This is a genomic window from Pseudomonas sp. HS6 (assembly GCF_023375815.1).
In the GTDB taxonomy this organism is placed as follows: Bacteria; Pseudomonadota; Gammaproteobacteria; order Pseudomonadales; family Pseudomonadaceae; genus Aquipseudomonas.
On record NZ_CP067412.1, the window covers coordinates 4,761,710 to 4,784,355 of the forward strand.

The window sequence follows — 22,646 nt, forward strand, 5'->3', positions numbered from 1 at the left end:
GTCGCCGCATTGTTCCACAAAGATTGTGAAGGCAGCAATGAAGCTTCCTACCTTATGTGCACTCTTGTGAAAAGACCGTATTCTTGTGGCCTTTTTACTGACTTTTCAGCGGGTAACTGCAATGCGCCTGGCTTTATTCGATTTGGACAACACCCTTCTGGGCGGCGACAGCGATCACGCTTGGGGCGATTATCTGTGTGAACGCGGCTTCCTCGACCCGATCGCTTACAAGGCACGCAATGACGAGTTCTATCAGGACTACCTGGCGGGCAAACTGGATAACGCCGCGTACCTGAACTTCTGCTTGGAAATTCTCGGCCGCACCGACATGGCCGTGCTCGAGCAATGGCACAGCGACTTCATGCGCGACTGCATTGAGCCGCTGATGTTGCCAAAAGCGGTCGAGCTGCTGAAAAAGCACCGCGACGCCGGCGACAAACTGGTGATCATCACCGCCACCAACCGTTTCGTCACCGCACCGATTGCCGTGCGCCTGGGCGTTGAAACCCTGATCGCCACCGAGTGCGAGATGCAGGATGGCCGCTACACCGGGCGCAGCACCGACGTGCCGTGCTTCCGTGAAGGCAAAGTGACGCGCCTGAACCGCTGGCTGGAAGAGACCGGGCATTCGCTGGAGGACAGCTACTTCTACAGCGATTCGATGAATGATCTGCCGCTGCTGGAGCAGGTAGCAAACGCAGTAGCCGTCGATCCGGATCCGAATCTTCGGGCCGAAGCCGAGAAACGTGGCTGGCAGGTGATCAGTCTGCGCGACTGACTACGCCTTCGTCGGAACGCCGCCCGGAGCAAGCCCGCTCCCACATGGGATCTGTGTCGTACACAATTCCCTGTGGGAGCGAGCTTGCTCGCGATTAGGGTCTACTCGGTCCCGAACCCTAAACCGGCTTGGCGCCCATCAACCCGGCAATCGCGACAAAGCAGACAAAACTGAACAGCGCCAGGGCAAAGCTGAACCTGCCGACGCCGCCCGGCGCCTTGCGCAAGCGGTTCAAGCGCACCAGCAGCCAGAACCACGCCAGCGCCGCCACGGTGTACAGCACGCTGGAGGCCAGAATCCACGTCTGCCCCAACGGCCAGCCCACCAGATGCACCATCCACCACCCCGTGAACGGCATGCTCAGCAGTGCCAGACCCATCAGCAGCCAGACAAACAGCCTTGGCCGCTGCAAGGTGCGGCTGCCCGCCGTCGCATCACCCTTGCGCCGAGCGAGAAACACCCAGACGCCCAGCCCCAGCGCACCCGTCAGCAGAACCACGGTGGCGACCATGTGCGCCGTTTTCAGGGCAGTTAACGTTTCCATTGTCCGATTTCCTTATGGCCTGCCCATCAGCGTAGCCGCTCAGCCAAGAAACAGCTGATAGGCCGGGTTGTCGCTTTCGTCCCAGTAGGGGTAGCCGATTTCCGCCAGCGCTGCGGGAACCAGATGACGCTCTTCGTGAGGCACTTGCAGACCGGCAACCACACGGCCATCGGCCGCACCGTGGTTGCGGTAGTGGAACATCGAGATGTTCCAGCGCCCGCCGAGCTTGTTGAGGAAGTTGAACAACGCGCCCGGACGCTCCGGGAACTCGAAGCGCAGCACCACTTCATCGACCACCTGCGCCGCACGCCCGCCGACCATGTGGCGAATGTGCAACTTGGCCAGTTCGTTGTCGGTCAGGTCGAGTACCGGGAAGCCCTGCTCGGTCAGGCTCGCAAGCAGCGCGCTGCGCGGGTCGTTTTCCGGGTGGGTCTGTACGCCGACAAAGATGTGCGCTTCGCTGCCGGTGTTGTAGCGATAGTTGAATTCGGTGATCTGGCGCTTGCCGATGGCTTCGCAGAACGCCTTGAAGCTGCCGGCCTTCTCCGGGATGGTCACGGCGATGATCGCTTCACGACCCTCACCCAGCTCGGCGCGCTCGGCGACGTGGCGCAAGCGGTCGAAGTTGACGTTGGCCCCGGAGTCGATGGCGACGAAGGTCTGACCGCTGACGCCGCGCTGCTCGACGTACTTCTTGATCCCGGCCACGCCCAGGGCGCCGGCCGGTTCGGTGATCGAACGGGTGTCGTCGTAGATGTCCTTGATCGCCGCACAGATTTCGTCGGTGCTAACGGTGATCACTTCATCGACGTAATCCTTGCAGATATCGAACGTGTGCTGGCCGATCTGCGCCACCGCCACGCCGTCAGCGAAGATGCCCACGGTCGGCAGCACGACGCGCTCGCCCGCCGCCATCGCCGCTTGCAGGCAGTTGGAGTCGTCGGGCTCGACGCCGATGACCTTGATGTCCGGCCGCAGGTATTTCACGTACGCCGCGATGCCGGCGATCAGACCGCCGCCGCCCACCGGTACGAAGATCGCGTCCAGTGGCTGCGGGTGCTGGCGCAGAATCTCCATCGCCACGGTGCCCTGCCCGGCAATGGTGTGCGGATCGTCGTACGGGTGGATGTAGACGTAGCCTTTTTCATCGACCAGTTTCAGCGAGTAGGCCAGGGCTTCCGGGAACGAATCCCCGTGCAGCACCACCTTGCCGCCGCGCGAGCGCACGCCTTCAACTTTGATCTCCGGGGTGGTCTTGGGCATCACGATGGTTGCCTTCACGCCCAGCACTTTCGCCGCCAGGGCCAGGCCCTGCGCATGGTTGCCCGCCGACGCGGTGACCACGCCACGGGCGCGTTCTTCGTCGCTCAACTGGGTCAGCTTGTTGTAGGCGCCGCGAATCTTGAACGAGAACACCGGCTGCAAGTCTTCGCGCTTGAGCCAGATGTCGTTGCCCAGCCGCTCGGAGAGCTGGCGAGCGTTCTGCAGCGGGGTTTCTACGGCAACGTCATAAACGCGCGAGGTGAGGATCTTTTTGACGTACTGTTCGAGCATCGGAAAGCATCACTGGCGATTGAGCGGGACCAACGAGTCTAACCCGGCTTTCGGCCGGACGACCACACGAATCCAGAGGTTTTAACCCGGCTTGAGGCTATAATGCCGGCCTTTCCGTTCTTACCTTGCCCGCTTCCGGAGCCCGCATGACCCAGGATCAACTCAAACAGGCCGTGGCCCAGGCCGCCGTCGACTTCATCCTTCCGAAACTCGACGACAAGAGCATCGTCGGGGTCGGCACCGGCTCCACCGCCAACTGCTTCATCGATGCCCTGGCCCAGCACAAGGGCGCGTTCGATGGCGCGGTCGCCAGTTCTGAAGCCACTGCCGCGCGCCTCAAGGGCCACGGGATTCCGGTGTACGAACTGAACACGGTCAGCGATCTGGAGTTTTACATCGACGGCGCCGACGAAAGCGACGCGCACCTGAACCTGATCAAGGGCGGCGGCGCAGCCCTGACCCGCGAGAAGATCGTCGCGGCCGTGGCCAAGACCTTCATCTGCATCGCCGACGGCAGCAAACTGGTGCCAGTACTCGGCGCGTTCCCGCTGCCGGTGGAAGTGATCCCGATGGCTCGCAGCCACGTTGCCCGCCAACTGGTGAAACTGGGCGGCGACCCGGTCTACCGTGAAGGCGTGCTGACCGACAACGGCAACATCATCCTCGACGTGTTCAACCTGCAGATCACCAACCCGGTGGAGCTGGAAGCGCAGATCAACGCGATCGTCGGCGTGGTCACCAACGGTTTGTTCGCGGCGCGTCCGGCGGATCTGCTGTTGTTGGGCACGAGTGAAGGTGTGAAGACCCTGAAGGCTGAGTAAGCCGAAACTGCCCACATTTTTGTGGGCAGATGAAAAAACTGTGGGAGCTGGCTTGCCAGCGATAGCGGTATGTCAGCCGACATGTTTGGCGGCTGACCCTCCCTCATCGCGAGCAAGCTCGCTCCCACAGTGCTTTGTGGTGCAAATCAGTTTTGCGCAGGTTTCTTGAAAACGTAAAACAGATTCGGCTCACTCACCAGATACAACGTCCCGTCATCATCCATCGCTATACCCTCCGCCTGCGGCACGGTTTTCCGCAAGCCCTGCCGACCCTTGATCAGGGAAAGGGTGCTCAACGGGCGCCCGTCCACATCCAGTTCCAGAATCAGCCGCGACTCATCCGACAGCGCCAGCAAATGGCCGCTGCGCTCGTCGTATTGCAGGCTCGACAGGTCACGCACGAACATCCCGGCGTCGCGTTTGGGGTTGTTGATCACATGTACTGCGTAGGACTTTTCCGGGTTGAAGTGCGGAAAGCCGTGCACTTCGTAGATCAGCATCGGATCGCGCTCCTTGGCCACGAACAGGCGCTTGCCCACCGAGTCATAGGCCAGACCTTCGAAACCCTTGTTGCCGCTCATGTGCACGCCGAGCGTCATCTGCTCCGCGTCCGCTGCGTCGAGGAACGTGGTGTCGTGCTCCAGATGAATCTTGATCAGACGTTGCTGACGTTCGTCGGTAATCACGTAAGTGTCGGCACTGATGAATTCCACCGCCTCTGGATCGCCGAAACCGATCAACGCAACACGCCGCAGAATCCGGCCTTCCAGCGACAGCTCGATCAGCTCGGCATTCTTGTTGGTAACGGTGAACAGGCTTTTGCGCACCGGGTCGTAGGTCAGCGCGGAGACGTCATCGTTCAACCCTTCGATGACCCGCGATTCGATGTCCACCCGATATTGATCCAGACCGATGGACTCCGTGCTCTGTGGCTGCCAAAGGGTATGCAGATTGAACCAGGCACGCTCGAACAGGCGCAGGTATTGGCCGATCGCAATCAACGCGATCAAGGCAATCACCGACAGGATGATCAGAAAGGGTTTGGGACGGGCAAGTCGACGCATTCGGGCTGGGCTCGGGATCAAAACAGGCGGATGAAATATCACGCCTGTCTGAATCGAAGCTTAATGGCCACTTGCCCCGGACGACAACCTTGCTGCGGCAGGCGGATTATTTCTGTTTTTCGAAGCGGTAGAACAGGTTCGGCTCGCTGACCATGTACAGCGTGCCCGCCTCGTCCATGGTCACGCCTTCGGCGCGGGGAATGGTCTGCTTCAGGCCATTGAAACCGCCCAGCAGGGTCATGAAACTGACCTGATCGCCCTTCTCGTCCAGCTCCAGCAACAGGTGCGAGTCGGCAGACAGTACGAGTGTGTGGCCGGTACGAGGATCAATGGCCAGGGCCGAGAGGTTGCGAATGTCCAACTCGTTGCTCGGCAGTTTTTGCTTGTCGCCGGTGAGGGTCTGGCTGCCGTCGCTTTTCCAGGTGAACAGCGCCGGCGGGCGCTCTTCGCCCAGCAACAGTCGCTGATTGCGCGCGTCCCAGGTGATAGCTTCGAAGGCCTTGTTCTGGTTCTTCGAGGGGCCGAGGTCATATTTCGGGAAATCGTCGCGCTTCAGCTCGCGAGTATTGGCATCGACCTTGACGATCGACAGCATATGTTCACGCTCATCGACAATGGCCAGCAAGCCATTGCCCATGACGGTCACGCCTTCCGGGTTGATCCAGCCCACCAGCGGCATCTTGCGCAGCACGTCGCCCTGCAAGGTCAGCTCGACCAGAAACGGGTTCTTGCCCATGACCGAAAACAGGGTCTTGGTCTGCGGGTCATAAGACAGATCCGACGCCTCGTCCTTTTCCATGCCCGGCAACAGCTTGGCGTCGATCACCACCCGATAGTCCGGCAACCAGACACTCGCCGTGCGTTCAGCCGGGCTTTCGAAGCGCTCGCGCACCCATAGCAGGCCCCTGTCATCCCAATGCATCGCATACGCCAGGCCGTAACCGGCGGCGACTACCAGCAACAGCCAGTAATACCAGCGCAGGGCGAAACGTGAACGGCGAGGTGTATTGAGCTGAGTTTGAGATGACATCAGAGGACGCGTTCCGAAAAATTCAGGCTAAGGGTAATAGCACAAAGAGGCCGGCTCAGACGCCAGAATGACCGGAATTATCCGGACAAGATGTGAAAAAAACGGCAAATGGCCGGATTGCCTTATGCCTTTGCGGGCTGCGACACAAAAACAAATGTGGGAGCCAGCCTGCTGGCGATTGCGGTGTATCAGTCGAATCAAACATCAACTGACATTCCGTCATCGCCAGCAGGCTGGTTCCCACAGGGTTTTGCAGTGTTGCAGTCAGCGAACGCTGCTGATGAAGCGACTGGCGCCCGGCAGTTCCAGCACGATGTCATCGCCGACGTTCAGCGGACCCACGCCCACCGGCGTACCGGTCAGGATCACGTCACCGGCCTGCAGCGAGAAGCAGCCGGCCATGTGCTGGATCATCGGCACGATCGGGTTGAGCATCGCGCTGCTGTTGCCGTCCTGGCGCACTTCGCCATTGATGGTCAGGCGGATGCCGATGTCGGTGAGGTCGGCAAAGGTGCTGCCGACCACGAACGGTGCAATCACCGCCGCGCCGTCGAACGACTTGGCGATTTCCCACGGCAGGCCCTTGGACTTGAGCTCGGCCTGCTTGTCGCGCAGGGTCAGGTCCAGCGCCGGGGCGAAACCGGAGATCGCGTCCAGCACTTCTTCACGGCTGGGTTTGGTCGACAGCGGCTTGCCGATCAACACGGCGATTTCCGCTTCGTAATGCACGGAGCCACGCTCGGTCGGAATGCTGAAACCGCCTTCCAGCGGCACCACGCAACTGCCCGGCTTGATGAACAGCAACGGCTCGGTAGGCACCGGATTGTCCAGTTCCTTGGCGTGTTCGGCGTAGTTGCGGCCGATGCACACCACTTTCCCCAGCGGAAAATGAATCCGCGTACCGTCGACATACTGGTGCTGATAGCTCATTACCGACTCCTGCCTTCATTGATTCATCAGGGATTGCCAATCAAACCGCGAAGATCTTGCCCGGGTTCATGATGCCGTTCGGATCGAACACTGCTTTGACCGCTTTCATGTATTCGATTTCGACCGGCGAGCGGCTGTAGGTCAAGTAGTCGCGCTTGGTCATGCCCACGCCGTGCTCGGCGGAAATCGAACCGTTGTACTTCTCGACGGTTTCGAACACCCACTTGTTGACGGTGGCGCACTTGGCGAAAAACTCGTCCTTGCTCAGGTTGTCCGGCTTGAGGATGTTCAGGTGCAGGTTGCCGTCGCCGATGTGGCCGAACCAGACGATTTCGAAGTCTGGATAATGTTTGCCGACGATCGCGTCGATTTCCCGCAGGAACGCCGGCACTTTCGAGACGGTGACCGAGATATCGTTCTTGTATGGCGTCCAGTGGGAGATGGTTTCGGAGATGTACTCGCGCAACTTCCACAGGTTCTGCAACTGGGTTTCACTCTGGCTCATCACGCCGTCCAGCACCCAGCCCTGCTCCACGCAATGCTCGAAGGTTTCCAGGGCGCTGTTGGCCACTTCCTCGGTGGTCGCTTCGAATTCCAGCAAGGCATAGAACGGGCAGTCGGTTTCGAACGGTGCCGGGACATCGCCACGGCCCATGACCTTGGCCAGGGCCTTGTCGGAGAAGAATTCGAACGCGGTCAGGTCGAGCTTGCCCTGAAAGGCGTGCAGCACCGGCATGATCGAATCGAAATCGGCGGTGCCGAGGACCATCGCGGTCAGGTTTTTCGGTGCACGATCCAGGCGCATGGTGGCTTCGACCACAAAACCGAGGGTGCCTTCGGCGCCGATGAACAGCTGCCGCAGGTCATAACCGGTGGCGTTTTTGATCAGATCCTTGTTGAGTTCCAGCACGTCGCCCTTGCCGGTGACGACTTTCATGCCCGCCACCCAGTTGCGGGTCATGCCGTAGCGAATGACCTTGATCCCGCCGGCATTGGTGCCGATATTGCCGCCAATCTGGCTGGAACCGGCCGACGCGAAGTCCACCGGGTAGTACAAATCATGTTCTTCGGCCGCGTTCTGCAATTGCTCGGTGACCACACCCGGCTGACAAACGGCGGTACGGTCAGTGAGGTTGATGTCGAGAATCTGGTTCATGTAGTCGAACGACACGACCACTTCGCCATTGGCGGCTACGGCAGCGGCGGAAAGTCCGGTGCGGCCGCCCGACGGCACCAGCGCCACTTTGTGTTCGTTGGCCCAGCGGACGATGGCCTGCACCTGCTCGATGGTCTTGGGGAACACAATGGCGCTGGGCGCCGGGGCGAAGTGCTTGGTCCAATCCTTGCCGTATGCGTTCAGGGAGTCGGCATCGGTCAGGACCTTGCCAGGCTCGACCAGGGTCTTCAGTTCATCAATCAGGGCAGGATTGGTCATCGACGGAACTCTCGAACAATTCATGGTCATCCTGAGAACGCTTCACGTCGCAGGAATGAGTGATTAGCGGGGCGGCTATGCTAGCATACCGACCCCGCAGGCCAGTGCCCAACGGCGGTTCTGCGGTGACGGCTTTCTTGTCGTCCGGGTCAGCGTCTGTTGACCATTTCCTGCCATTTTTCTCCGGGATACAGGTTTACGCAGATGAGCAAGACTTCTCTCGATAAGAGCAAGATCAAGTTCCTTCTTCTCGAAGGCGTCCACCAATCGGCTGTCGACGTCCTCAAGGCGGCGGGCTACACCAGCATCGAATACCTGACTGGCTCCCTGCCGGAAGACCAGCTCAAGGAAAAGATCGCTGACGCTCACTTCATCGGCATTCGTTCGCGCACCCAACTGACCGAAGAGATCTTCGATCACGCGAAGAAGCTGGTGGCAGTCGGCTGTTTCTGCATCGGCACCAACCAGGTTGATCTGAGTGCTGCCCGCGAGCGCGGCATCGCCGTTTTCAACGCGCCGTACTCCAACACCCGATCCGTTGCCGAGCTGGTGCTGGCCGAAGCGATCCTGCTGCTGCGCGGCATCCCTGAGAAAAACGCTTCCTGCCACCGTGGTGGCTGGATCAAGTCGGCGGCCAACTCCTTCGAGATCCGCGGCAAGAAACTGGGCATCGTCGGCTACGGCTCGATCGGTACTCAGCTGTCGGTCCTGGCTGAAGGCTTAGGGATGCAGGTGTTCTTCTACGACACCGTGACCAAGCTGCCACTGGGCAACGCGACCCAGGTCGGAAACCTGCACGAGCTGCTGGGCATGTCCGACATCGTCACCCTGCACGTTCCGGAAACTGCTGCGACCCAGTGGATGATCGGCGAGAAGGAAATCCGCGCCATCAAGAAGGGCGGCATCCTGATCAACGCGGCACGCGGCACCGTGGTCGAGCTGGATCACTTGGCTGCAGCGATCAAGGACAAGCACCTGATCGGCGCCGCCATCGACGTGTTCCCGGTCGAGCCGCGTTCCAACGATGAAGAGTTCGAAAGCCCGCTGCGTGGCCTGGACAACGTGATCCTGACCCCGCACATCGGCGGTTCCACCGCTGAAGCGCAAGCCAACATCGGTCTGGAAGTGGCAGAGAAACTGGTCAAGTACAGCGACAACGGTACCTCGGTATCGTCCGTGAACTTCCCGGAAGTGGCCCTGCCGGCTCACCCTGGCAAGCACCGCCTGCTGCACATCCACGAGAACATCCCGGGTGTGATGAGCGAGATCAACAAGGTCTTCGCCGAAAACGGCATCAACATCTCCGGTCAGTTCCTGCAGACCAACGAGAAGGTCGGCTACGTGGTGATCGACGTCGACGCCGAGTACTCGGAGCTGGCGCAAGAGAAGCTGCAACACGTCAACGGCACCATCCGTAGCCGCGTGCTGTTCTGATCAAACGCTGAGCGACAAAAAAGGGAGCCCCTCGGGGCTCCCTTTTTCATGCCGGCGGAAAAGTCATTTCACCGTCACGGTGATCTTTTCCGAAACGATTGGCGGATCGAAGGCCATGTGGCCCTTGTCGCCCAGCTCCAGCTGCAAGGTGTGCTTGCCTGGCGTCAAGGTCAGCTCGGTTTCGGTCTGGGCCTTGCCGAAGTGGATGTGGTTGGTATCGGTCGGGATCACGCTGCCCGCCGGGACAATTTCCTTGGCATCGACCAGCAGGTGATGGTGCCCGGTGTTCGCGGTCGGGTCGCCGGCCGGTGCCAGGGCAATGCCTTTGACTTCAAACTTGACCTTGAATGTCTTGTCCACAACGGCACCGCTGCTCGGTTCGACGATACTCACTGAAGCACCCGCCGGTGCCGGTGTAGCGGCGCTGGCCATCATCGAAGCACTTAACAGAAGCCCTGCCAAAGCGGCGCGTGACATGAATGTTTTCATTCTCTTCTCCAGTTTTTCCGTAAAATCCGCGCGGTCATGACAACTTCATGACCATTCGTTGTCGAAGGCACTCGACAACCATAGCAAAGCGAGCCTGAACAGCAGGCCGCGACAATGATTTCAAAGGAGTGACCATGCGCTTTCTGCCTGGCCTGATCTGCCTGCTACCCCTTCTGAGCCCGCTGGCTCATGCCGAACTGATTGACGACGTCTACGACCGTGGCGAGTTGCGCATTGCCCTTGAGGCTAATACACCGCCCTTCAATTTCAAGGACGGCGACACACTCACGGGGTTCGAGGTCGAGCTGGGGCAACTGCTGGCCAACGAGCTGGATGTTCGCGCCGATTTCATCGTCACCGACGAAGCCGATCTGCTCCAGGGCGTCGAAAGCGGCAAGTACGACGTCGCGCTCAACCACATAGCACTGACCCCGGAACTCAAGGATCGTTTCGACTTCAGCGAGCCTTACACGCAGGTCAATGCGCAGTTGCTGGCAAAAAAGGATAAGCAGCCTCGTCCATTGGTGCTGGTACAGACATTGGCTGAGGAAAAACCGAAGGTCGGGCCGCCGGTGGATCTGGCGATTCCATTTCAGAAGGGCAACCCGGCGTTTCACGCGAGTCTTGAGAATGCGTTGCAGCGGATCAAGGCGGATGGGCGGCTGGAGGCGTTGTCGCAGAAGTGGTTGAAACCTTGAAAGCCCCCTCACCCTAGCCCTCTCCCGGGGGGAGAGGGGACTGATTGGAGGATGCTTTAGAGATCCGCCGACCTGATGCTGCTCTGCCGAATCCATAATCGACTGTTTTTTTCAGGTCGATGTATAACGTCAGACCGCTCGGTCGGCCCCCTCTCCCTCCGGGAGAGGGCTGGGGTGAGGGAAAGGATCCTGGATCAACCCAAAGCGCCCAAAGCCACCGCCGCCTCAGCCAACTCAAGCTCACTGAAAACCTGCACACCATGGCGCTTCAGCAACGCCGCAGCAACCCCCTCACCACTCACCTTCACCCCACTGAACGTCCCGTCATACGTCAGCAGATTCCCGCACGATGGACTGTTGGCCTTGAGCACCGCCACACGAATCCCGTGTTTCTGCACCAGTTCCAGCGCCTGCCGCGCGCCGTCGAGAAACTGCGCACTGACGTCCTCGCCCTCGGTAGTAAGCACCGCCGCAAGGCCATCCAGCACTTCACTGCCCTGCCCGCCCGGAATCTCCGCCGCTGCCCGAGGCGTCGGCAAACCACCGGCCACTTCCGGGCACAGCGGCACGACACGCCCTTCGGCAATCCACTGTTCCAGCAGATCGAACGGCCCGCTTGCGCCACCGTCGTAACGCACGCGATGGCCCAGCAGGCAGCGACTCACGAGGATCTTCTGCATCTCAGAACGGCTCGTTGCCACGGCGACGGAACCAGCCTGTCAGCGACAGCCGCTCGCGATGGGCCGGCAACACTTCGTGGGGCACTTCACCGGAGAGAAACACCACCAGACAACCGCCGGTAGGTTGCACGTCATGGACGCGATCATTCTCCAGGTACATGCGCAACTGCCCGCCATCCTCCGGCAGCCAGCCGTCATTGAGGTAGATCACCGCCGAGACCATGCGCCGGTCATCGTCGCGAAATCGGTCGACATGCTTGCGATAAAACGCACCCGGCGGGTACAGGGCGAAATGGCATTCGAAGTCTTCCAGACCGAGGAACAGTCCGCGATTGAGCGCCTCGCGCAGGCTGTCCATCAGGTTCAGATAACGGTCGCTGGCCTCGGCCTGACCGGGATCGATCCATTGGATATGGTCGCCGCGAATGCCCTCGCGGACCTCCGAAAACGGCCCGCGTCCAACGCCCGCCGGCGCCAGTTCACCTTCGGCATCACGTTTACGGCACTCGGCGGCTAGCGCGCGAGTCAGATCCGCAGGCAGGAAAATGTTCTGCTGCGACCAGCCACGCTCGGCCAGGTCGTCGACGATACGTAACAGCAGCGGGTGTTCAGAGGATATTTGCATGGCGCGCATAGTATGCCTGCGCCGGGAATTGCGACAGAGCCACGCGGCGGCTTGATACGAATTCTCGACAAGTACTGGCACCGCACGGAGAATAGTCCGCTGCTGACAGGAGTCCCTATGCGCCGTTTGCTTTTTTCACTGTTGATGTTCTGCGTTTTGCCCGCCTGGGCAGACGGCCATGACCAGTTGTACAAGGTCGCCGGCTGGCCGGACCAACGCGCGCATTTCAATGACGCCCTGAACGCCGCGCAACAGCGTTACCAGAACAGCCTGCCGCCGGCGGTGTTTCAGGCGCTGGTGAATAACAGCAATCAGCGCTTCGCCCCTCAGGCCGTGGATCAACGAGCCGAAGCACAACTGCGCAAAAACCTCGCCGATCCAAAACCGGCCCTGTCGTTCTTTCAGTCACCGCTGGGCAAGAAGATCGTTGCCGCCGAACTGCTGGCGACCCGTCGCGATCAATTGGCGAAAAACGCCAAGGGCCTGCCGAAGATGCCGGCCAGCGACAGTCGCCTGCTGATCATCGGCCACCTCGCCCAGGCCCTGCCCGCCCGTGAAGCCGGTGCCGAGGTCAGCCTGGCGATTGCCGGCGTGGCGGCGGACAGCCTGAGCTCGATGATCCCCGGCCTGCTCGGCGGCGGTCAGGCCCAGAGCATGCTCAATGGTCAGCGCCAACGGCTGATGGATCAGATCGGTACCGAACTGAACAACACGCTGCTGTACGTCTATCGCGATTTGTCGGATGAAGAACTGGAAGAGTTCGCGACCTTTGCCGAGTCCACCGAAGGCAAAGCCTACTATCAGGCAGCGCTGGCGGCGATCCGCGCCGGGTTGGCCGTGGGGCAAAGTACTTCGAACCTCAATCAGTGAACTAGGGATTGCGGCCCTTGATCCGCTTGTTCAAGAATTCGAAATATTCCTCGCGCATTTCCGCCGTCTCGTTGGCCAGGTGATGCCGCGCCTCCGCCAGCAGCAGAATCTGCGGCCGGTCGAACTTCCACTTCAGCACTTGCAGGTTGTGCGGCCAATCCACCGTCATGTCCGCCTGCCCCTGAATGATCAGCGGCCGGCGCGGACTTTTCTTCGCGTATTCCACACGTTTGATCCAGCGTGACAACGCCCCGACCCACGCGGTCGGCAAGCGTTTTGGCTGCAAAGGATCGGCCTGCAGGAACGGCAGGAAATCCGGGTCGTTGGAGTTCTCGCTGAAACGTCGGGCGATGCCCCTGACAAAAGGTCTGAGCAGGTAATAACTGAACTGCGACCAGCCCCAGGCACGCGGCCGCACCAGCGGCGCCAGCAGGATCAACTGACCTTGCGCCGGGCTGTTTTCGCCATGGTTGAGCACGTGATCGACAATGATCGCCCCGCCGGTGCTTTGCCCGCACAAGTGCCACGGCTGCGGCAGCGCAATCGAGCGCGCCTCGGCGAACAGGCCTTGCAGCGCGTCCTGATATTCAGAGAAGTCGCGGATGCTCGCCCGCTCGCCGCTGGACAACCCATGCCCCGGCAGATCGCAGGCAATCACCGCGAAGCCCTGATCCAGCGCCCACTCGATCACATGCCGGTACAGGCCGGTGTGGTCATAAAAACCATGCACCAGAAACAGCGTGGCCTTGGCTGTTTCCGCCGGCCACCAGCAATGGCTGACCAGTTCATATCCATCGACGTCGAACCGACCCATGCCGCGCCAGACATCGCGTTCCGGGAAGTCGGTCTTGTAAAACCGCTGATACGCCTTCGCCTCCTCGGACAACGGCTGCCACTCGGCCAACGGCTTGAGGCTCGCACGCAGATGATCGGGATTGAAGGCAGCAGACATGGGCAATTCCAAAACGGTAAACGGACTTTATCGGCCTGCGATATTCATCTGTAGAAGCAAGCATGGCAAGCTTGGGGGCGCTCTCGACTGATTTCCCCACCGCGTTGTCGCCTTAAAGCGAGCCAGGCAAGGCGCAGGCCGCTGGGAATGGTTGTTCCCTTTCCAAGGCCTGCAACGCAGGCTGGCTCGCTTTAAGGCACAACCCGAAGGGCCGGGCCTGCTGTTGTGCAGGGCTGCGTTGCTCGAAGCTTATTTGGAACAACCAAACCGCGCTTCTCGCGTCTTGCCCTGCACAACAGCAGACCCAGCGCGGCGGGGAAATCAGTCGAGAGCGCCCCCAGCCTTCGAGGATCGAAAACATGCGTTCGCCCTACCGCACCGCGTTGTTCGCCAGCCTGCTCACCATCGTGTGTGCCGGCGTGCTGTGGGCCGCGTACGACTGGTTTCAGGGCCGCTACCTGCGGGCCTTCAGCGAACACACTGCGGTGTTTTCCGGCGATCCGCTGCGACTGCCCGACAATCTCGCCGGCCCCGGCAATATCCGCCTCGTGCACTTCTGGGACCCGGCCTGCCCGTGCAACGTCGGCAATCAGCAGCACCTGACCGAGATGGTCGAACAGTTCGGTCCCAAGGGTGTGGAGTTCTTTGCCGTGCAGAAGACTGGCAGCCACGGCCAGTTGCCTGCCACGCTCAGCCAGTTGAAAACCATCACGGTCCTGCCCGGTTCCGAACAGATCCCCGCCAGCCCGGCCGTGGCGATCTGGGACCGCAGCGGCAAACTGGCGTACTTCGGCCCCTACAGCGAAGGGCTGACCTGCAACTCCAGCAACAGTTTTATCGAACCGATCCTGCAAGCGTTGAGTGATGATCGTCCGGTGAATGCGACTCATACGTTGGCGGTTGGGTGTTATTGCCCGTGGGTGAGTGGAGAGTGAGAGTTTCGCCACACTCCAAAACTAAACTACTTTGAAACCAGGCTTGCCGTTGGCCGCCCGCCACGCCTTAACTTCTTTCACAATCGCTTCAGGGCAATCTTCCCTACCGTCCTTTGGATAGTAGATCAGATCGGACCCATCCGGATGTTCTGTTAAATTCTCAAACTCAAAAACGGCTTCAATTTGCTCCCTCTCAGTCGAATAGGATGACTCATATATACCTCTGACGAACAGTAAAAAATCTTTCTCAGTAAAACTAGAGATCAACCTACCTTTCATCTCACCACCCAAATCAAAGAGTGCCCTTGCACTAAACATGCAAGAGCACGAACTGAACTAAAACTCACTATTTCTTAAAACCCGGCTTACCATTAGCCGCCCGCCATTTTTTTACTTCTTCAACAATCCCTGAAGGACTGTCCTCTCTATCGTCTCTAGGATAATAAATCAGATCCGCCCCATCTGGATGCTCTGTTAAACGTCTAAATTCCAAAACCATTTTCACGTCATCCTCCTCCGTGCGTGCGTCGCTGTCACAGACTGAAATCACAAACTCTAAAAACTCTTGCTCTGTATAATCAGAAATCGACCTAACTCTCATCTCACCACCCCCTGCCATGAATATCTTTGTGGCGCTTTGGCGTAACAACACTGATATTTTCTAAACCGTACACACTGCCATCATTCGATATATATATTTTGTGATGAAGCTCAAACTTTCCCGCTTCGCCCGCCCACTCTTTTTCAGGTGCATAGGGGGACTTTCCTTTTTCCATCGCAGACAGACTCTGCTTTTTAAACTGAGCCGCCAACTCCGGATCCCCAGCCACCGCCTTCCAAAACGCCTCCCGAAACGCCCGAAAATTCCTGAACTCCCGCCCTCGCAACTGATCGGCAATCTGCGCCGGCACCGGTGCGCCTTCGCCCTGCGATGCGCTCCCGAGCCAGTTGCCCGATACCACCTGCCCAACACCTGACGCGACACCCGGATCCTCCCGCCGATCCCGAAACATCGTGTAGTTCGGCGGCAGCCCGGAGTCCTGCGGGAACACCAGGACATAGTCATCGAATCCGGCTTCTAAAACGGCCGGGAACGAATCGAGGCGTCCCTCGACCGGGACTACCGTCGCCCCAGTATAGGCAGGCACATCCGGCTGCCCCGCCGGTGAGGTCGTCGAGCTGTTTCCCGGATTGACGATCGGCGTCCACGTCAGGGTGCGTGGCGGAACGTCGGCGGTAGTCGCGGTGTAGACGTTGCGTTCGGCGTCGTAAGCAGCCGCCACCACCTTGGTGGCCGACGGAATACTCCGCCCATCAGTCTTGACGACAAAAACCTCTGACTGCCCGTTCGCGTCGGTCTTTGAACTGACACGGTAAGGCAGATCAACCGTCCCGCCAGCCGCCGCGATGGCGTACAGATCTGGCGCAAATTCTGGCGCGAGATCCGACAGCGGCGTACTGAACGCATAACGGTCCGGCAGTTCGCCGTTACCCAGTTTCGAGGAGTAGACCAACGCGGAAACGCCGACCACCGCGCCCGCCCCGACGCTGGCCGCCAGACTGCCCAGAGCCGTGATGGCGCTGCGAACCGCCGCTTGCAGACTGACCGAAGCGGCCTCGGCAACCGCCAGGACTCCCGCCGAAGTCATGAACAGCGGTCCTGCCGCAGAAGTGGCACCCGGGGCGCGGAAGGTATGGGCGGAACGCAGCGCCTCTGCCGCTATACGCGCTTGCTCTTCGGCAAGGCGCCTGGCCTCTGCTTCTGCGGCGACTCGCGCCTCCTCCCGTATACGTGCCTGCTCCTCGGCAACACGCCGGGCCTCAGCCTCCGCGGCAATACGCGCCTGCTCCTGCAAATGCCGAGCTTCCTGTTCCTTGGCAATGCGTATCTGTTCCTGCAGACGCTCCGCCTCTTGGGCGCGGGCGATCAGACCGGCAAAAGCGTCCGCAGCCGCCGCCATGTGCCGGGCACTTTCCGAGTGCAGAAGCGATGCGTGATAGTCCTGCCAGCGCTTGCCCAGATCCGTAGTGGCCTGCAAGTCCACCAGATTCTTCAGCGCCTCGAGCTCAGGCTTGCTCAATGGGAAGTTGATCGCCGGGTTGGCGATTGCATAGGGCCGGACAGCTGCCTGCTCTGCGGCGCTGATGTTGTCCGCTGCAAATTTATAGTTCGTGAGCGTTTGAGAGAGACTGCCTCCGGTTGATCCCGCAATGGCGGCCATTCTTTCAACGAGAAAGCCCGGCAGGAAATGCAAACGGATATTCGTTTCCAGATTGACCACGGATAGCCTTTCGGCAGAAAGAATCTGCTGGGCGTCCCTGGTGGTTTGAGTTGCGGCCTCAACCTGGGCTCTTCTTGTGGCCAACTCCGGAAGTTGATTGGCGATGATGGCCATCACCCAGGAAAGTCGCCGCAGCTCCATTGCCGAGCGATAGGCCCTGTCGATGGCGGCATAAGCGATGGATACGTCCGGCACGGGCAACGTCAGACTTTCCCGTATTTTCCTGAAGGACAAATCCTTCATCAGAAAAAACGGATTATGGCCATATAACGAATAAGCGCCCTCGGTGTGGGCCCGATACTCCAACAACTTCGCATGAATAACCTGAATGGTTATTTCCTGATCGGCCTTTACTTTCCGCTCTGGAGAAAGCCCTGCGCCGGCGGCTTGCCGGGCCTGTTCAACTTCATTGTTTGAAGTCGCTCCTATATTGCTGAATATTCCAGCGTACTCGAGATCAATATGTGCCTGAGCATTCTGCTGCTCATGCATCAAGTCATCCCAAATGAATGGGGTTAACGGATCGAGTTTGCCGGAACCTTGACCGGTGCCTCTATGCGGCCCTTCATTCAACCCCCAGCTTCCCGAGAAAAACCCACCCTGTCCCAATCGAACTGGCTTCACCCCCTTGATGGGTATTGGCGCCAGTTCATATTTACCCGGCCCGGTCTGCCTGTGAGGCCCAAGATAATTTTCAATATCACTCATACGACTTCTCCATGTCAGTTATTCCATGTATTGAATTCGCTAACTTCGTTTTCGCCCTCTGCTTTTTCTCGAGGCCTTTTATAGGGCCACGCCGTTAAACACCGCAATAACAAACTTGTAGTGCACTTCCCGAAAACCTGAAGGAAACTTCCTATTCAGGAAATACTGTGTTATGAAATCCTGGTTGCCATCTTCAACTAGATCAGCACCATCAATGCCTTCATATAAATAGAACGACAGGGAGCAGATTTTTATGAAAAAAGGCCTGACCGTACTTGCGTTGCTGATCGTCATTCCCGCCGTCGGGGTCGGCGGCTACCTCTACAGCAAACAACCGACGCGTCAGGGCCAGGTGGAGTTGCGCAACCTGCAAGGCTCGGTGACCGTGCGTTATGACGAGCGCGGTGTGCCGCACATCCGCGCCGAAAACGAGGCCGACCTCTATCGTGCCCTCGGCTATGTGCACGCCCAGGACCGGCTGTTCCAGATGGAAGCCATGCGCCGTCTGGCCCAGGGCGAACTGGCCGAAGTGCTCGGGCCGAAACTGCTCGACACCGACAAACTGTTCCGCAGCCTGCGCATCCGCGAGCGCGCCGCCACTTACGTGGCCAGCCTCGACAAACAGTCACCGGCGTGGAAGGCCCTGCAAGCCTATCTGGACGGCATCAATCAATATCAGGACTCGCACGCCGCCCCTGTCGAATTCGACGTGCTGGGCATCCCCAAGCGGCCGTTCATCGCCGAGGACAGCATCAGCGTCGCCGGCTACATGGCCTACAGCTTCGCCGCCGCGTTTCGCACCGAACCGTTGCTGACCTACGTGCGCGATCAGCTCGGCGCCGATTACCTGAACGTGTTCGATCTCGACTGGCAGCCCAAAGGCGTGCTTGCCAAGGGCCGCGCCAACAGCGCACCGGCACTCGCTGCCGAAGACTGGAAAGACCTGAATGCCCTCGCCCGCCTCAGCGAACAGGCACTGATCGACAACGGCCTGCCGCAGTTCGAAGGCAGCAACGCCTGGGTGATTGCCGGCAGCCGCAGCAAGGGCGGCAAGGCATTACTGGCCGGCGATCCACACATCCGCTTCTCGGTGCCGTCGGTGTGGTACGAAGCGCAGTTGTCGGCGCCGGGTTTTGAACTCTACGGCCATCATCAGGCGCTGGTGCCGTTTGCGTTTCTGGGGCACAACCTGGATTTCGGCTGGAGCCTGACCATGTTCCAGAACGATGACCTGGACCTGATCGCCGAGAAGGTCAATCCAGACAATCCGAACCAGGTCTGGTATCACGGCCAGTGGACCGACATGGTCAGCACCGAGCAGCAGATTGCGGTGAAAGGCCAGGCGCCGGTGACCATCACCCTGCGCCAGTCGCCCCACGGCCCGATCGTCAATGACGCTCTCGGCAGCGCCGCCGGGAAAACCCCGATTGCGATGTGGTGGGCGTTCCTCGAAACACCGAACCCGATCCTCGAAGGCTTCTACCAGCTCAACCGCGCCGACACCCTGGCCAAGGCCCGCGCCGCTGCCGCCAAGGTGCAGGCACCGGGGCTGAACATTGTCTACGCCAACGCCAAGGGCGATATCGCCTGGTGGGCCTCGGCGCTGCTGCCCAAGCGTCCGACCGGGGTCAAACCCGAGTTCATCCTCGATGGCAGCGGCAATCAGGCGGACAAGGACGGCTTCTTCCCGTTCAGCGCCAACCCGCAGGAAGAGAACCCGGCGAGGGGTTATATCGTCTCGGCCAACTTCCAGCCCGTGTCGCCGACCGGCATGGAGATTCCCGGTTACTACAACCTCGCCGACCGTGGCCAGCAACTCAACCGCCAGCTCGCCGACAAGAATGTGAAGTGGGACAACGAGGCCAATCAGAAGCTGCAACTGGGCACCACCACCGGTTACGGCCCTCGCGTGCTGGCACCTCTGCTGCCTGTGTTGCGAGAAGTGGTAAGTGATCCGGCGCAACTGAAACTGGTCGAGCAACTGGCACAGTGGCAAGGCGACTATCCACTGGATTCGGTCAACGCGACGGTGTTCAACCAGTTCCTCTATGACCTGGCTGACGCGGCGATGCGCGATGAACTGGGCAACGACATGTTCGAGACCCTGCTGTCGACCCGCGTGCTCGATGCAGCGCTGCCGCGACTGGCCGCAAACGCCGACTCACCGTGGTGGGACAACCGCAACACTCCGGGCAAGGAGACCCGCGCCGACACCGTGCGCACCGCGTGGCAGGCGAGCATGGCGCACCTGAAACAGACCCTCGGCGACGATGCTTCCGGCTGGCAATGGGGCAAGGCGCACACCCTGACTCATGGTCATCCGTTGGGTCAGCAGAAGCCGCTGGATCGGATTTTCAACGTAGGCACGTTTGCCGCACCGGGCTCCCATGAAGTACCGAACAACCTCTCGGCGAAGATCGGCCCGGCGCCGTGGCCGGTGACCTACGGTCCGTCGACGCGACGGCTGGTGGACTTCGCTGATCCTGCTCACAGCCTGACGATCAACCCGGTCGGCCAGAGCGGCGTGCCGTTCGACAGCCACTATGACGATCAGGCGGAGGCGTATGTGGACGGAATGTATGTGCAGGCGCATTTCAGTGAGGAAGAGGTGACGGCGAATACGCGGAGTACGCTGAAACTGCTTCCAAAGCGGGCTGCGCCTTAAAAGCTGCAACTTGTGATGCTGATAATCTTTCTGACTATCAGTCTGACTCCACAAGCACCCACACGAATTGCTTGATTCAGTTGTTAAAGAGCGGTTGGTTAAGATCTTTCGTCTCAACCGAGGCGCGCATTCTACAGCAGCCTCATTTGCTGTCAAGTGATTATTTTCAGAAGTTTTCGAAGAATTCTTCAACAACTTCAACCACTTGCGCTTCCGATCTCTCGTTAGCGGGAGGCGAATTCTACAGCGTTACACGCTGCTGTCAACACCTCTTTTTCTCCGCTTTCGATCGAGAAGATCGAACCGTTGAAAGCACCAGATAAACCGGCATTTTCAACTCCTTCCAGGCTTCGATGACCTGAAGCAAGTCGCTGTCGAAAACTGCGTAACTCATTGAGTTTCAAGGAGTTTTCCGTTTCGACTGCGCCGGAAGTGGGGCGAATTATAGGCCTCCAGAATCTGCCGTCAACTCTTAATTTCGCTTTTCTTGCAAAACCTGCCTTTTACCCAGCAACCGCGGGATTCGGCGGGTTACCGGCGGCAGTCGCAGCACAAGAAGCAGACCACCTATAGAGGCATAGACCGCCCACTCCTTTAGATCGGCGCGCACAATCCACAACATATGCAGCAATCCCAACCCAAGAATCACATACGCCAGCCGGTGCAACTTCATCCAGCGCGCGCCCATACGACGCTGACTATATCGGTTGGACGTCACCGCCAGTGCCAGCAACCCCAGGAATCCTAGCGTCCCTACAATAATGTAGGGACGCTTGCGCAACTCCACTCCCAGTTGCGACCAATCAAATCCAAGGATGAATGCCATATAGCTGCATAAATGCAAAACCACATACGCAAAACACCAGAGCCCCAACTGCCGGCGAACAGCGATCCACCCTGCCCACCCCGTAAGCTTCTGCAGCGGCGTCATGCTCAACGTGATCAGTAGCAACACCAGCGTCCCGAGCCCAAGTCGATCAACCAGGACTTTTCCGGGATCCGGCCCGAGCAGATCCTCAAAGGCCTGATAGAACCACCACAACGGCCAGATAGCCGCCGCAATGAAAACGCCCACACGCCAGAACGGATATCGCATCAGTAATTCTTCCGCAGATCGAGCCCTGTATATAAAGAAGCGACTTCATCGGAGTAGCCGTTGAACATCTGCGTATCACGCACATTCGGCTTGAACAGACTATTAGGAAGACGTCGTTCCCGAGCCTGAGTCCAGCGAGGGTGATCAACCGTCGGGTTCACGTTCGCATAGAACCCGTACTCATCGGCCGCAATGCTTTGCCAGGTGGTCTTGGGCTGCTCACTGACCAGACTGATTCGCACGATGGACTTCACACTCTTGAAGCCATACTTCCAGGGCACGACGAGACGCAATGGCGCACCGTTCTGATTCGGCAATTCACGGCCATACATGCCCACCGCCAGGATCGCCAATGGATTCATCGCCTCATCCAGACGCAAGCCTTCTACATAAGGCCAGTCGATCAGGGCAAATCCCGACCGCTGTCCGGGCATGCTCTTGGGATCCTGCAAGGTTTCAAAACGGATGTACTTGGCGTTGGACGTTGGTTCGACCTGCTTGAGCAGCGCCGAAATGGGAAAACCGATCCAAGGGATGACCATCGACCACGCCTCGACACAACGCAGACGATAGATGCGCTCCTCCAACTGATAAGGCTTCATGAAGTCTTCCAGTGCATAGCGCCCTGGCTTCCCCACCTCCCCGTCCACTACCACACTCCAGGGTTCGGTCTTAAGTGATCCGGCATTGGCTGCCGGGTCACCCTTGTCGGTACCGAACTCATAGAAGTTGTTGTAGTGGGTCGCGTCCTTATAGGGCGTGATCGCCTCATCCTTGACGTTCACGGCGCCCCATTTAATAAAAGGCTGCTTCTCGGTAAACCAGGCGGGCGCATTGCCAGACTCGACATCGGCATAACGGGCGGCCTCTTCGGCACTGGCCCAACGCGGCAGAGTGCTCACGGCCAAGCCAGCCGCAGTTGCTCCGAGCAATTGCCGGCGAGAGAGATAAATGGATTCAGGCGTGACGTCCGACTCATGGCAGTCGGACGCTTTGGGGATTTTGATCAGCATGACAACTCCGCAGTTTTGGAGGACAGATGCACCCATAGACTGC

General features: G+C 59.3%; 23 protein-coding genes. 7 read left to right on the forward strand and 16 right to left on the reverse strand.

Going from position 1 to position 22,646, the window contains the following annotated elements; all coding sequences use genetic code 11:
• Positions 1-121 precede the first annotated feature (121 nt).
• A complete protein-coding gene (locus JJN09_RS21515; protein WP_249483623.1) occupies positions 122-778 on the forward strand; it encodes an HAD family phosphatase in 657 nt (218 codons plus the stop codon).
• Positions 779-896: 118 nt separating this feature from the next.
• On the opposite strand, the gene JJN09_RS21520 is transcribed toward JJN09_RS21515, so the two are convergent.
• Both JJN09_RS21520 and ilvA read right to left on the reverse strand, forming a co-directional pair.
• On the reverse strand, positions 897-1,322 hold the full coding sequence (locus tag JJN09_RS21520; RefSeq protein WP_249483628.1) for a DUF2269 domain-containing protein: 426 nt from the start codon (positions 1,320-1,322) through the stop codon (positions 897-899).
• Positions 1,323-1,361: 39 nt separating this feature from the next.
• Entirely contained in the window at positions 1,362-2,876 is a 1,515-nt protein-coding gene (gene ilvA / locus JJN09_RS21525) for a threonine ammonia-lyase, biosynthetic (RefSeq protein WP_249483631.1), read from the reverse strand.
• Between the two features lie 146 nt (positions 2,877-3,022).
• On the opposite strand from ilvA, the gene rpiA reads away from it, so the two are divergent.
• Entirely contained in the window at positions 3,023-3,697 is a 675-nt protein-coding gene (gene rpiA, locus JJN09_RS21530) for a ribose-5-phosphate isomerase RpiA (RefSeq protein ID WP_249483633.1), read from the forward strand.
• 146 nt (positions 3,698-3,843) lie between these two features.
• Here rpiA and JJN09_RS21535 read toward each other — a convergent pair whose 3' ends face one another.
• The 4 genes from JJN09_RS21535 to JJN09_RS21550 all read right to left on the reverse strand — a co-directional run bounded on the left by JJN09_RS21535 (position 3,844) and on the right by JJN09_RS21550 (position 8,156).
• Positions 3,844-4,761, reverse strand: coding sequence for an SdiA-regulated domain-containing protein (locus JJN09_RS21535; protein ID WP_249483635.1), 918 nt, complete (start codon positions 4,759-4,761; stop codon positions 3,844-3,846).
• 106 nt (positions 4,762-4,867) lie between these two features.
• Positions 4,868-5,791, reverse strand: a complete 924-nt coding sequence (locus JJN09_RS21540; RefSeq protein ID WP_249483637.1) for an SdiA-regulated domain-containing protein — start codon at positions 5,789-5,791, stop codon at positions 4,868-4,870.
• 264 nt (positions 5,792-6,055) lie between these two features.
• On the reverse strand, positions 6,056-6,721 hold the full coding sequence (locus tag JJN09_RS21545) for a fumarylacetoacetate hydrolase family protein (RefSeq protein WP_249483639.1): 666 nt from the start codon (positions 6,719-6,721) through the stop codon (positions 6,056-6,058).
• A 40-nt stretch (positions 6,722-6,761) separates the two neighbouring features.
• Positions 6,762-8,156: an FAD-binding oxidoreductase gene (locus JJN09_RS21550; protein ID WP_249483641.1), complete on the reverse strand. Its 1,395-nt coding sequence runs from the start codon at positions 8,154-8,156 to the stop codon at positions 6,762-6,764.
• A 204-nt stretch (positions 8,157-8,360) separates the two neighbouring features.
• Between JJN09_RS21550 and serA the strand changes: the two genes are divergently transcribed.
• The gene (serA, locus tag JJN09_RS21555; RefSeq protein WP_169432351.1) at positions 8,361-9,590 is read left to right on the forward strand and encodes a phosphoglycerate dehydrogenase; all 1,230 of its coding nucleotides are present in this window, start codon (positions 8,361-8,363) and stop codon (positions 9,588-9,590) included.
• 63 nt (positions 9,591-9,653) lie between these two features.
• Here serA and JJN09_RS21560 read toward each other — a convergent pair whose 3' ends face one another.
• Entirely contained in the window at positions 9,654-10,079 is a 426-nt protein-coding gene (locus JJN09_RS21560) for a DUF4399 domain-containing protein (protein ID WP_249483643.1), read from the reverse strand.
• Between the two features lie 134 nt (positions 10,080-10,213).
• On the opposite strand from JJN09_RS21560, the gene JJN09_RS21565 reads away from it, so the two are divergent.
• Positions 10,214-10,777, forward strand: a complete 564-nt coding sequence (locus JJN09_RS21565; protein WP_249483645.1) for a transporter substrate-binding domain-containing protein — start codon at positions 10,214-10,216, stop codon at positions 10,775-10,777.
• Between the two features lie 194 nt (positions 10,778-10,971).
• On the opposite strand, the gene JJN09_RS21570 is transcribed toward JJN09_RS21565, so the two are convergent.
• Complete coding sequence (locus JJN09_RS21570; RefSeq protein WP_249483647.1) at positions 10,972-11,457, reverse strand: DUF523 domain-containing protein; 486 nt, start codon at positions 11,455-11,457, stop codon at positions 10,972-10,974.
• Position 11,458: 1 nt separating this feature from the next.
• Positions 11,459-12,091 carry a 2OG-Fe(II) oxygenase gene (locus JJN09_RS21575; protein ID WP_249483648.1) on the reverse strand — a complete coding sequence of 211 codons (633 nt, stop codon included), beginning with the start codon at positions 12,089-12,091 and terminating at the stop codon, positions 11,459-11,461.
• 108 nt (positions 12,092-12,199) lie between these two features.
• Between JJN09_RS21575 and JJN09_RS21580 the strand changes: the two genes are divergently transcribed.
• A complete protein-coding gene (locus JJN09_RS21580; protein ID WP_249483650.1) occupies positions 12,200-12,952 on the forward strand; it encodes a DUF2059 domain-containing protein in 753 nt (250 codons plus the stop codon).
• Position 12,953: 1 nt separating this feature from the next.
• On the opposite strand, the gene JJN09_RS21585 is transcribed toward JJN09_RS21580, so the two are convergent.
• Complete coding sequence (locus tag JJN09_RS21585; RefSeq protein ID WP_249483651.1) at positions 12,954-13,904, reverse strand: alpha/beta hydrolase; 951 nt, start codon at positions 13,902-13,904, stop codon at positions 12,954-12,956.
• 359 nt (positions 13,905-14,263) lie between these two features.
• Here JJN09_RS21585 and JJN09_RS21590 point away from each other — a divergent pair, with 359 nt between their 5' ends.
• Complete coding sequence (locus JJN09_RS21590) at positions 14,264-14,839, forward strand: DUF6436 domain-containing protein (protein ID WP_249483653.1); 576 nt, start codon at positions 14,264-14,266, stop codon at positions 14,837-14,839.
• A gap of 21 nt (positions 14,840-14,860) precedes the next feature.
• Here JJN09_RS21590 and JJN09_RS21595 read toward each other — a convergent pair whose 3' ends face one another.
• Genes JJN09_RS21595 through JJN09_RS21605 form a run of 3 tightly spaced genes read right to left on the reverse strand, consistent with a single transcriptional unit; the run spans position 14,861 to position 17,829 of the window.
• A complete protein-coding gene (locus tag JJN09_RS21595) occupies positions 14,861-15,157 on the reverse strand; it encodes a bacteriocin immunity protein (protein WP_368388968.1) in 297 nt (98 codons plus the stop codon).
• 28 nt (positions 15,158-15,185) lie between these two features.
• Entirely contained in the window at positions 15,186-15,458 is a 273-nt protein-coding gene (locus JJN09_RS21600) for a bacteriocin immunity protein (RefSeq protein WP_368388969.1), read from the reverse strand.
• The gene (locus JJN09_RS21605; RefSeq protein ID WP_249483657.1) at positions 15,442-17,829 is read right to left on the reverse strand and encodes an S-type pyocin domain-containing protein; all 2,388 of its coding nucleotides are present in this window, start codon (positions 17,827-17,829) and stop codon (positions 15,442-15,444) included. Before JJN09_RS21605 ends, JJN09_RS21600 begins: the two co-directional genes overlap by 17 nt.
• Before the next feature lie 253 nt (positions 17,830-18,082).
• On the opposite strand from JJN09_RS21605, the gene JJN09_RS21610 reads away from it, so the two are divergent.
• The gene (locus tag JJN09_RS21610; protein WP_249483659.1) at positions 18,083-20,494 is read left to right on the forward strand and encodes a penicillin acylase family protein; all 2,412 of its coding nucleotides are present in this window, start codon (positions 18,083-18,085) and stop codon (positions 20,492-20,494) included.
• Between the two features lie 224 nt (positions 20,495-20,718).
• Here the strand turns inward: JJN09_RS21610 and JJN09_RS21615 are convergent, their stop codons facing one another.
• The 3 genes from JJN09_RS21615 to msrP form a co-directional block, all read right to left on the reverse strand.
• On the reverse strand, positions 20,719-20,898 hold the full coding sequence (locus tag JJN09_RS21615; RefSeq protein WP_249483661.1) for a hypothetical protein: 180 nt from the start codon (positions 20,896-20,898) through the stop codon (positions 20,719-20,721).
• 68 nt (positions 20,899-20,966) lie between these two features.
• The gene (gene msrQ / locus JJN09_RS21620; protein ID WP_249483663.1) at positions 20,967-21,590 is read right to left on the reverse strand and encodes a protein-methionine-sulfoxide reductase heme-binding subunit MsrQ; all 624 of its coding nucleotides are present in this window, start codon (positions 21,588-21,590) and stop codon (positions 20,967-20,969) included.
• A complete protein-coding gene (gene msrP / locus JJN09_RS21625; RefSeq protein ID WP_249483672.1) occupies positions 21,590-22,603 on the reverse strand; it encodes a protein-methionine-sulfoxide reductase catalytic subunit MsrP in 1,014 nt (337 codons plus the stop codon). The genes msrQ and msrP overlap by 1 nt, the downstream gene beginning before the upstream one ends.
• Positions 22,604-22,646 lie beyond the last annotated feature (43 nt).

What these genes read in the sequence shown, in the direction of transcription:
- JJN09_RS21515 (WP_249483623.1), top strand. Translation starts at nt 122, where the DNA reads ATGCGCCTGGCTTTATTCGATTTGGACAACACCCTTCTGGGCGGCGAC.
- JJN09_RS21520 (WP_249483628.1), bottom strand. Translation starts at nt 1,322, where the DNA reads ATGGAAACGTTAACTGCCCTGAAAACGGCGCACATGGTCGCCACCGTG.
- ilvA (WP_249483631.1), bottom strand. Translation starts at nt 2,876, where the DNA reads ATGCTCGAACAGTACGTCAAAAAGATCCTCACCTCGCGCGTTTATGAC.
- rpiA (WP_249483633.1), top strand. Translation starts at nt 3,023, where the DNA reads ATGACCCAGGATCAACTCAAACAGGCCGTGGCCCAGGCCGCCGTCGAC.
- JJN09_RS21535 (WP_249483635.1), bottom strand. Translation starts at nt 4,761, where the DNA reads ATGCGTCGACTTGCCCGTCCCAAACCCTTTCTGATCATCCTGTCGGTG.
- JJN09_RS21540 (WP_249483637.1), bottom strand. Translation starts at nt 5,791, where the DNA reads ATGTCATCTCAAACTCAGCTCAATACACCTCGCCGTTCACGTTTCGCC.
- JJN09_RS21545 (WP_249483639.1), bottom strand. Translation starts at nt 6,721, where the DNA reads ATGAGCTATCAGCACCAGTATGTCGACGGTACGCGGATTCATTTTCCG.
- JJN09_RS21550 (WP_249483641.1), bottom strand. Translation starts at nt 8,156, where the DNA reads ATGACCAATCCTGCCCTGATTGATGAACTGAAGACCCTGGTCGAGCCT.
- serA (WP_169432351.1), top strand. Translation starts at nt 8,361, where the DNA reads ATGAGCAAGACTTCTCTCGATAAGAGCAAGATCAAGTTCCTTCTTCTC.
- JJN09_RS21560 (WP_249483643.1), bottom strand. Translation starts at nt 10,079, where the DNA reads ATGAAAACATTCATGTCACGCGCCGCTTTGGCAGGGCTTCTGTTAAGT.
- JJN09_RS21565 (WP_249483645.1), top strand. Translation starts at nt 10,214, where the DNA reads ATGCGCTTTCTGCCTGGCCTGATCTGCCTGCTACCCCTTCTGAGCCCG.
- JJN09_RS21570 (WP_249483647.1), bottom strand. Translation starts at nt 11,457, where the DNA reads ATGCAGAAGATCCTCGTGAGTCGCTGCCTGCTGGGCCATCGCGTGCGT.
- JJN09_RS21575 (WP_249483648.1), bottom strand. Translation starts at nt 12,091, where the DNA reads ATGCGCGCCATGCAAATATCCTCTGAACACCCGCTGCTGTTACGTATC.
- JJN09_RS21580 (WP_249483650.1), top strand. Translation starts at nt 12,200, where the DNA reads ATGCGCCGTTTGCTTTTTTCACTGTTGATGTTCTGCGTTTTGCCCGCC.
- JJN09_RS21585 (WP_249483651.1), bottom strand. Translation starts at nt 13,904, where the DNA reads ATGTCTGCTGCCTTCAATCCCGATCATCTGCGTGCGAGCCTCAAGCCG.
- JJN09_RS21590 (WP_249483653.1), top strand. Translation starts at nt 14,264, where the DNA reads ATGCGTTCGCCCTACCGCACCGCGTTGTTCGCCAGCCTGCTCACCATC.
- JJN09_RS21595 (WP_368388968.1), bottom strand. Translation starts at nt 15,157, where the DNA reads ATGTTTAGTGCAAGGGCACTCTTTGATTTGGGTGGTGAGATGAAAGGT.
- JJN09_RS21600 (WP_368388969.1), bottom strand. Translation starts at nt 15,458, where the DNA reads ATGGCAGGGGGTGGTGAGATGAGAGTTAGGTCGATTTCTGATTATACA.
- JJN09_RS21605 (WP_249483657.1), bottom strand. Translation starts at nt 17,829, where the DNA reads ATGAGTGATATTGAAAATTATCTTGGGCCTCACAGGCAGACCGGGCCG.
- JJN09_RS21610 (WP_249483659.1), top strand. Translation starts at nt 18,083, where the DNA reads ATGAAAAAAGGCCTGACCGTACTTGCGTTGCTGATCGTCATTCCCGCC.
- msrQ (WP_249483663.1), bottom strand. Translation starts at nt 21,590, where the DNA reads ATGCGATATCCGTTCTGGCGTGTGGGCGTTTTCATTGCGGCGGCTATC.
- msrP (WP_249483672.1), bottom strand. Translation starts at nt 22,603, where the DNA reads ATGCTGATCAAAATCCCCAAAGCGTCCGACTGCCATGAGTCGGACGTC.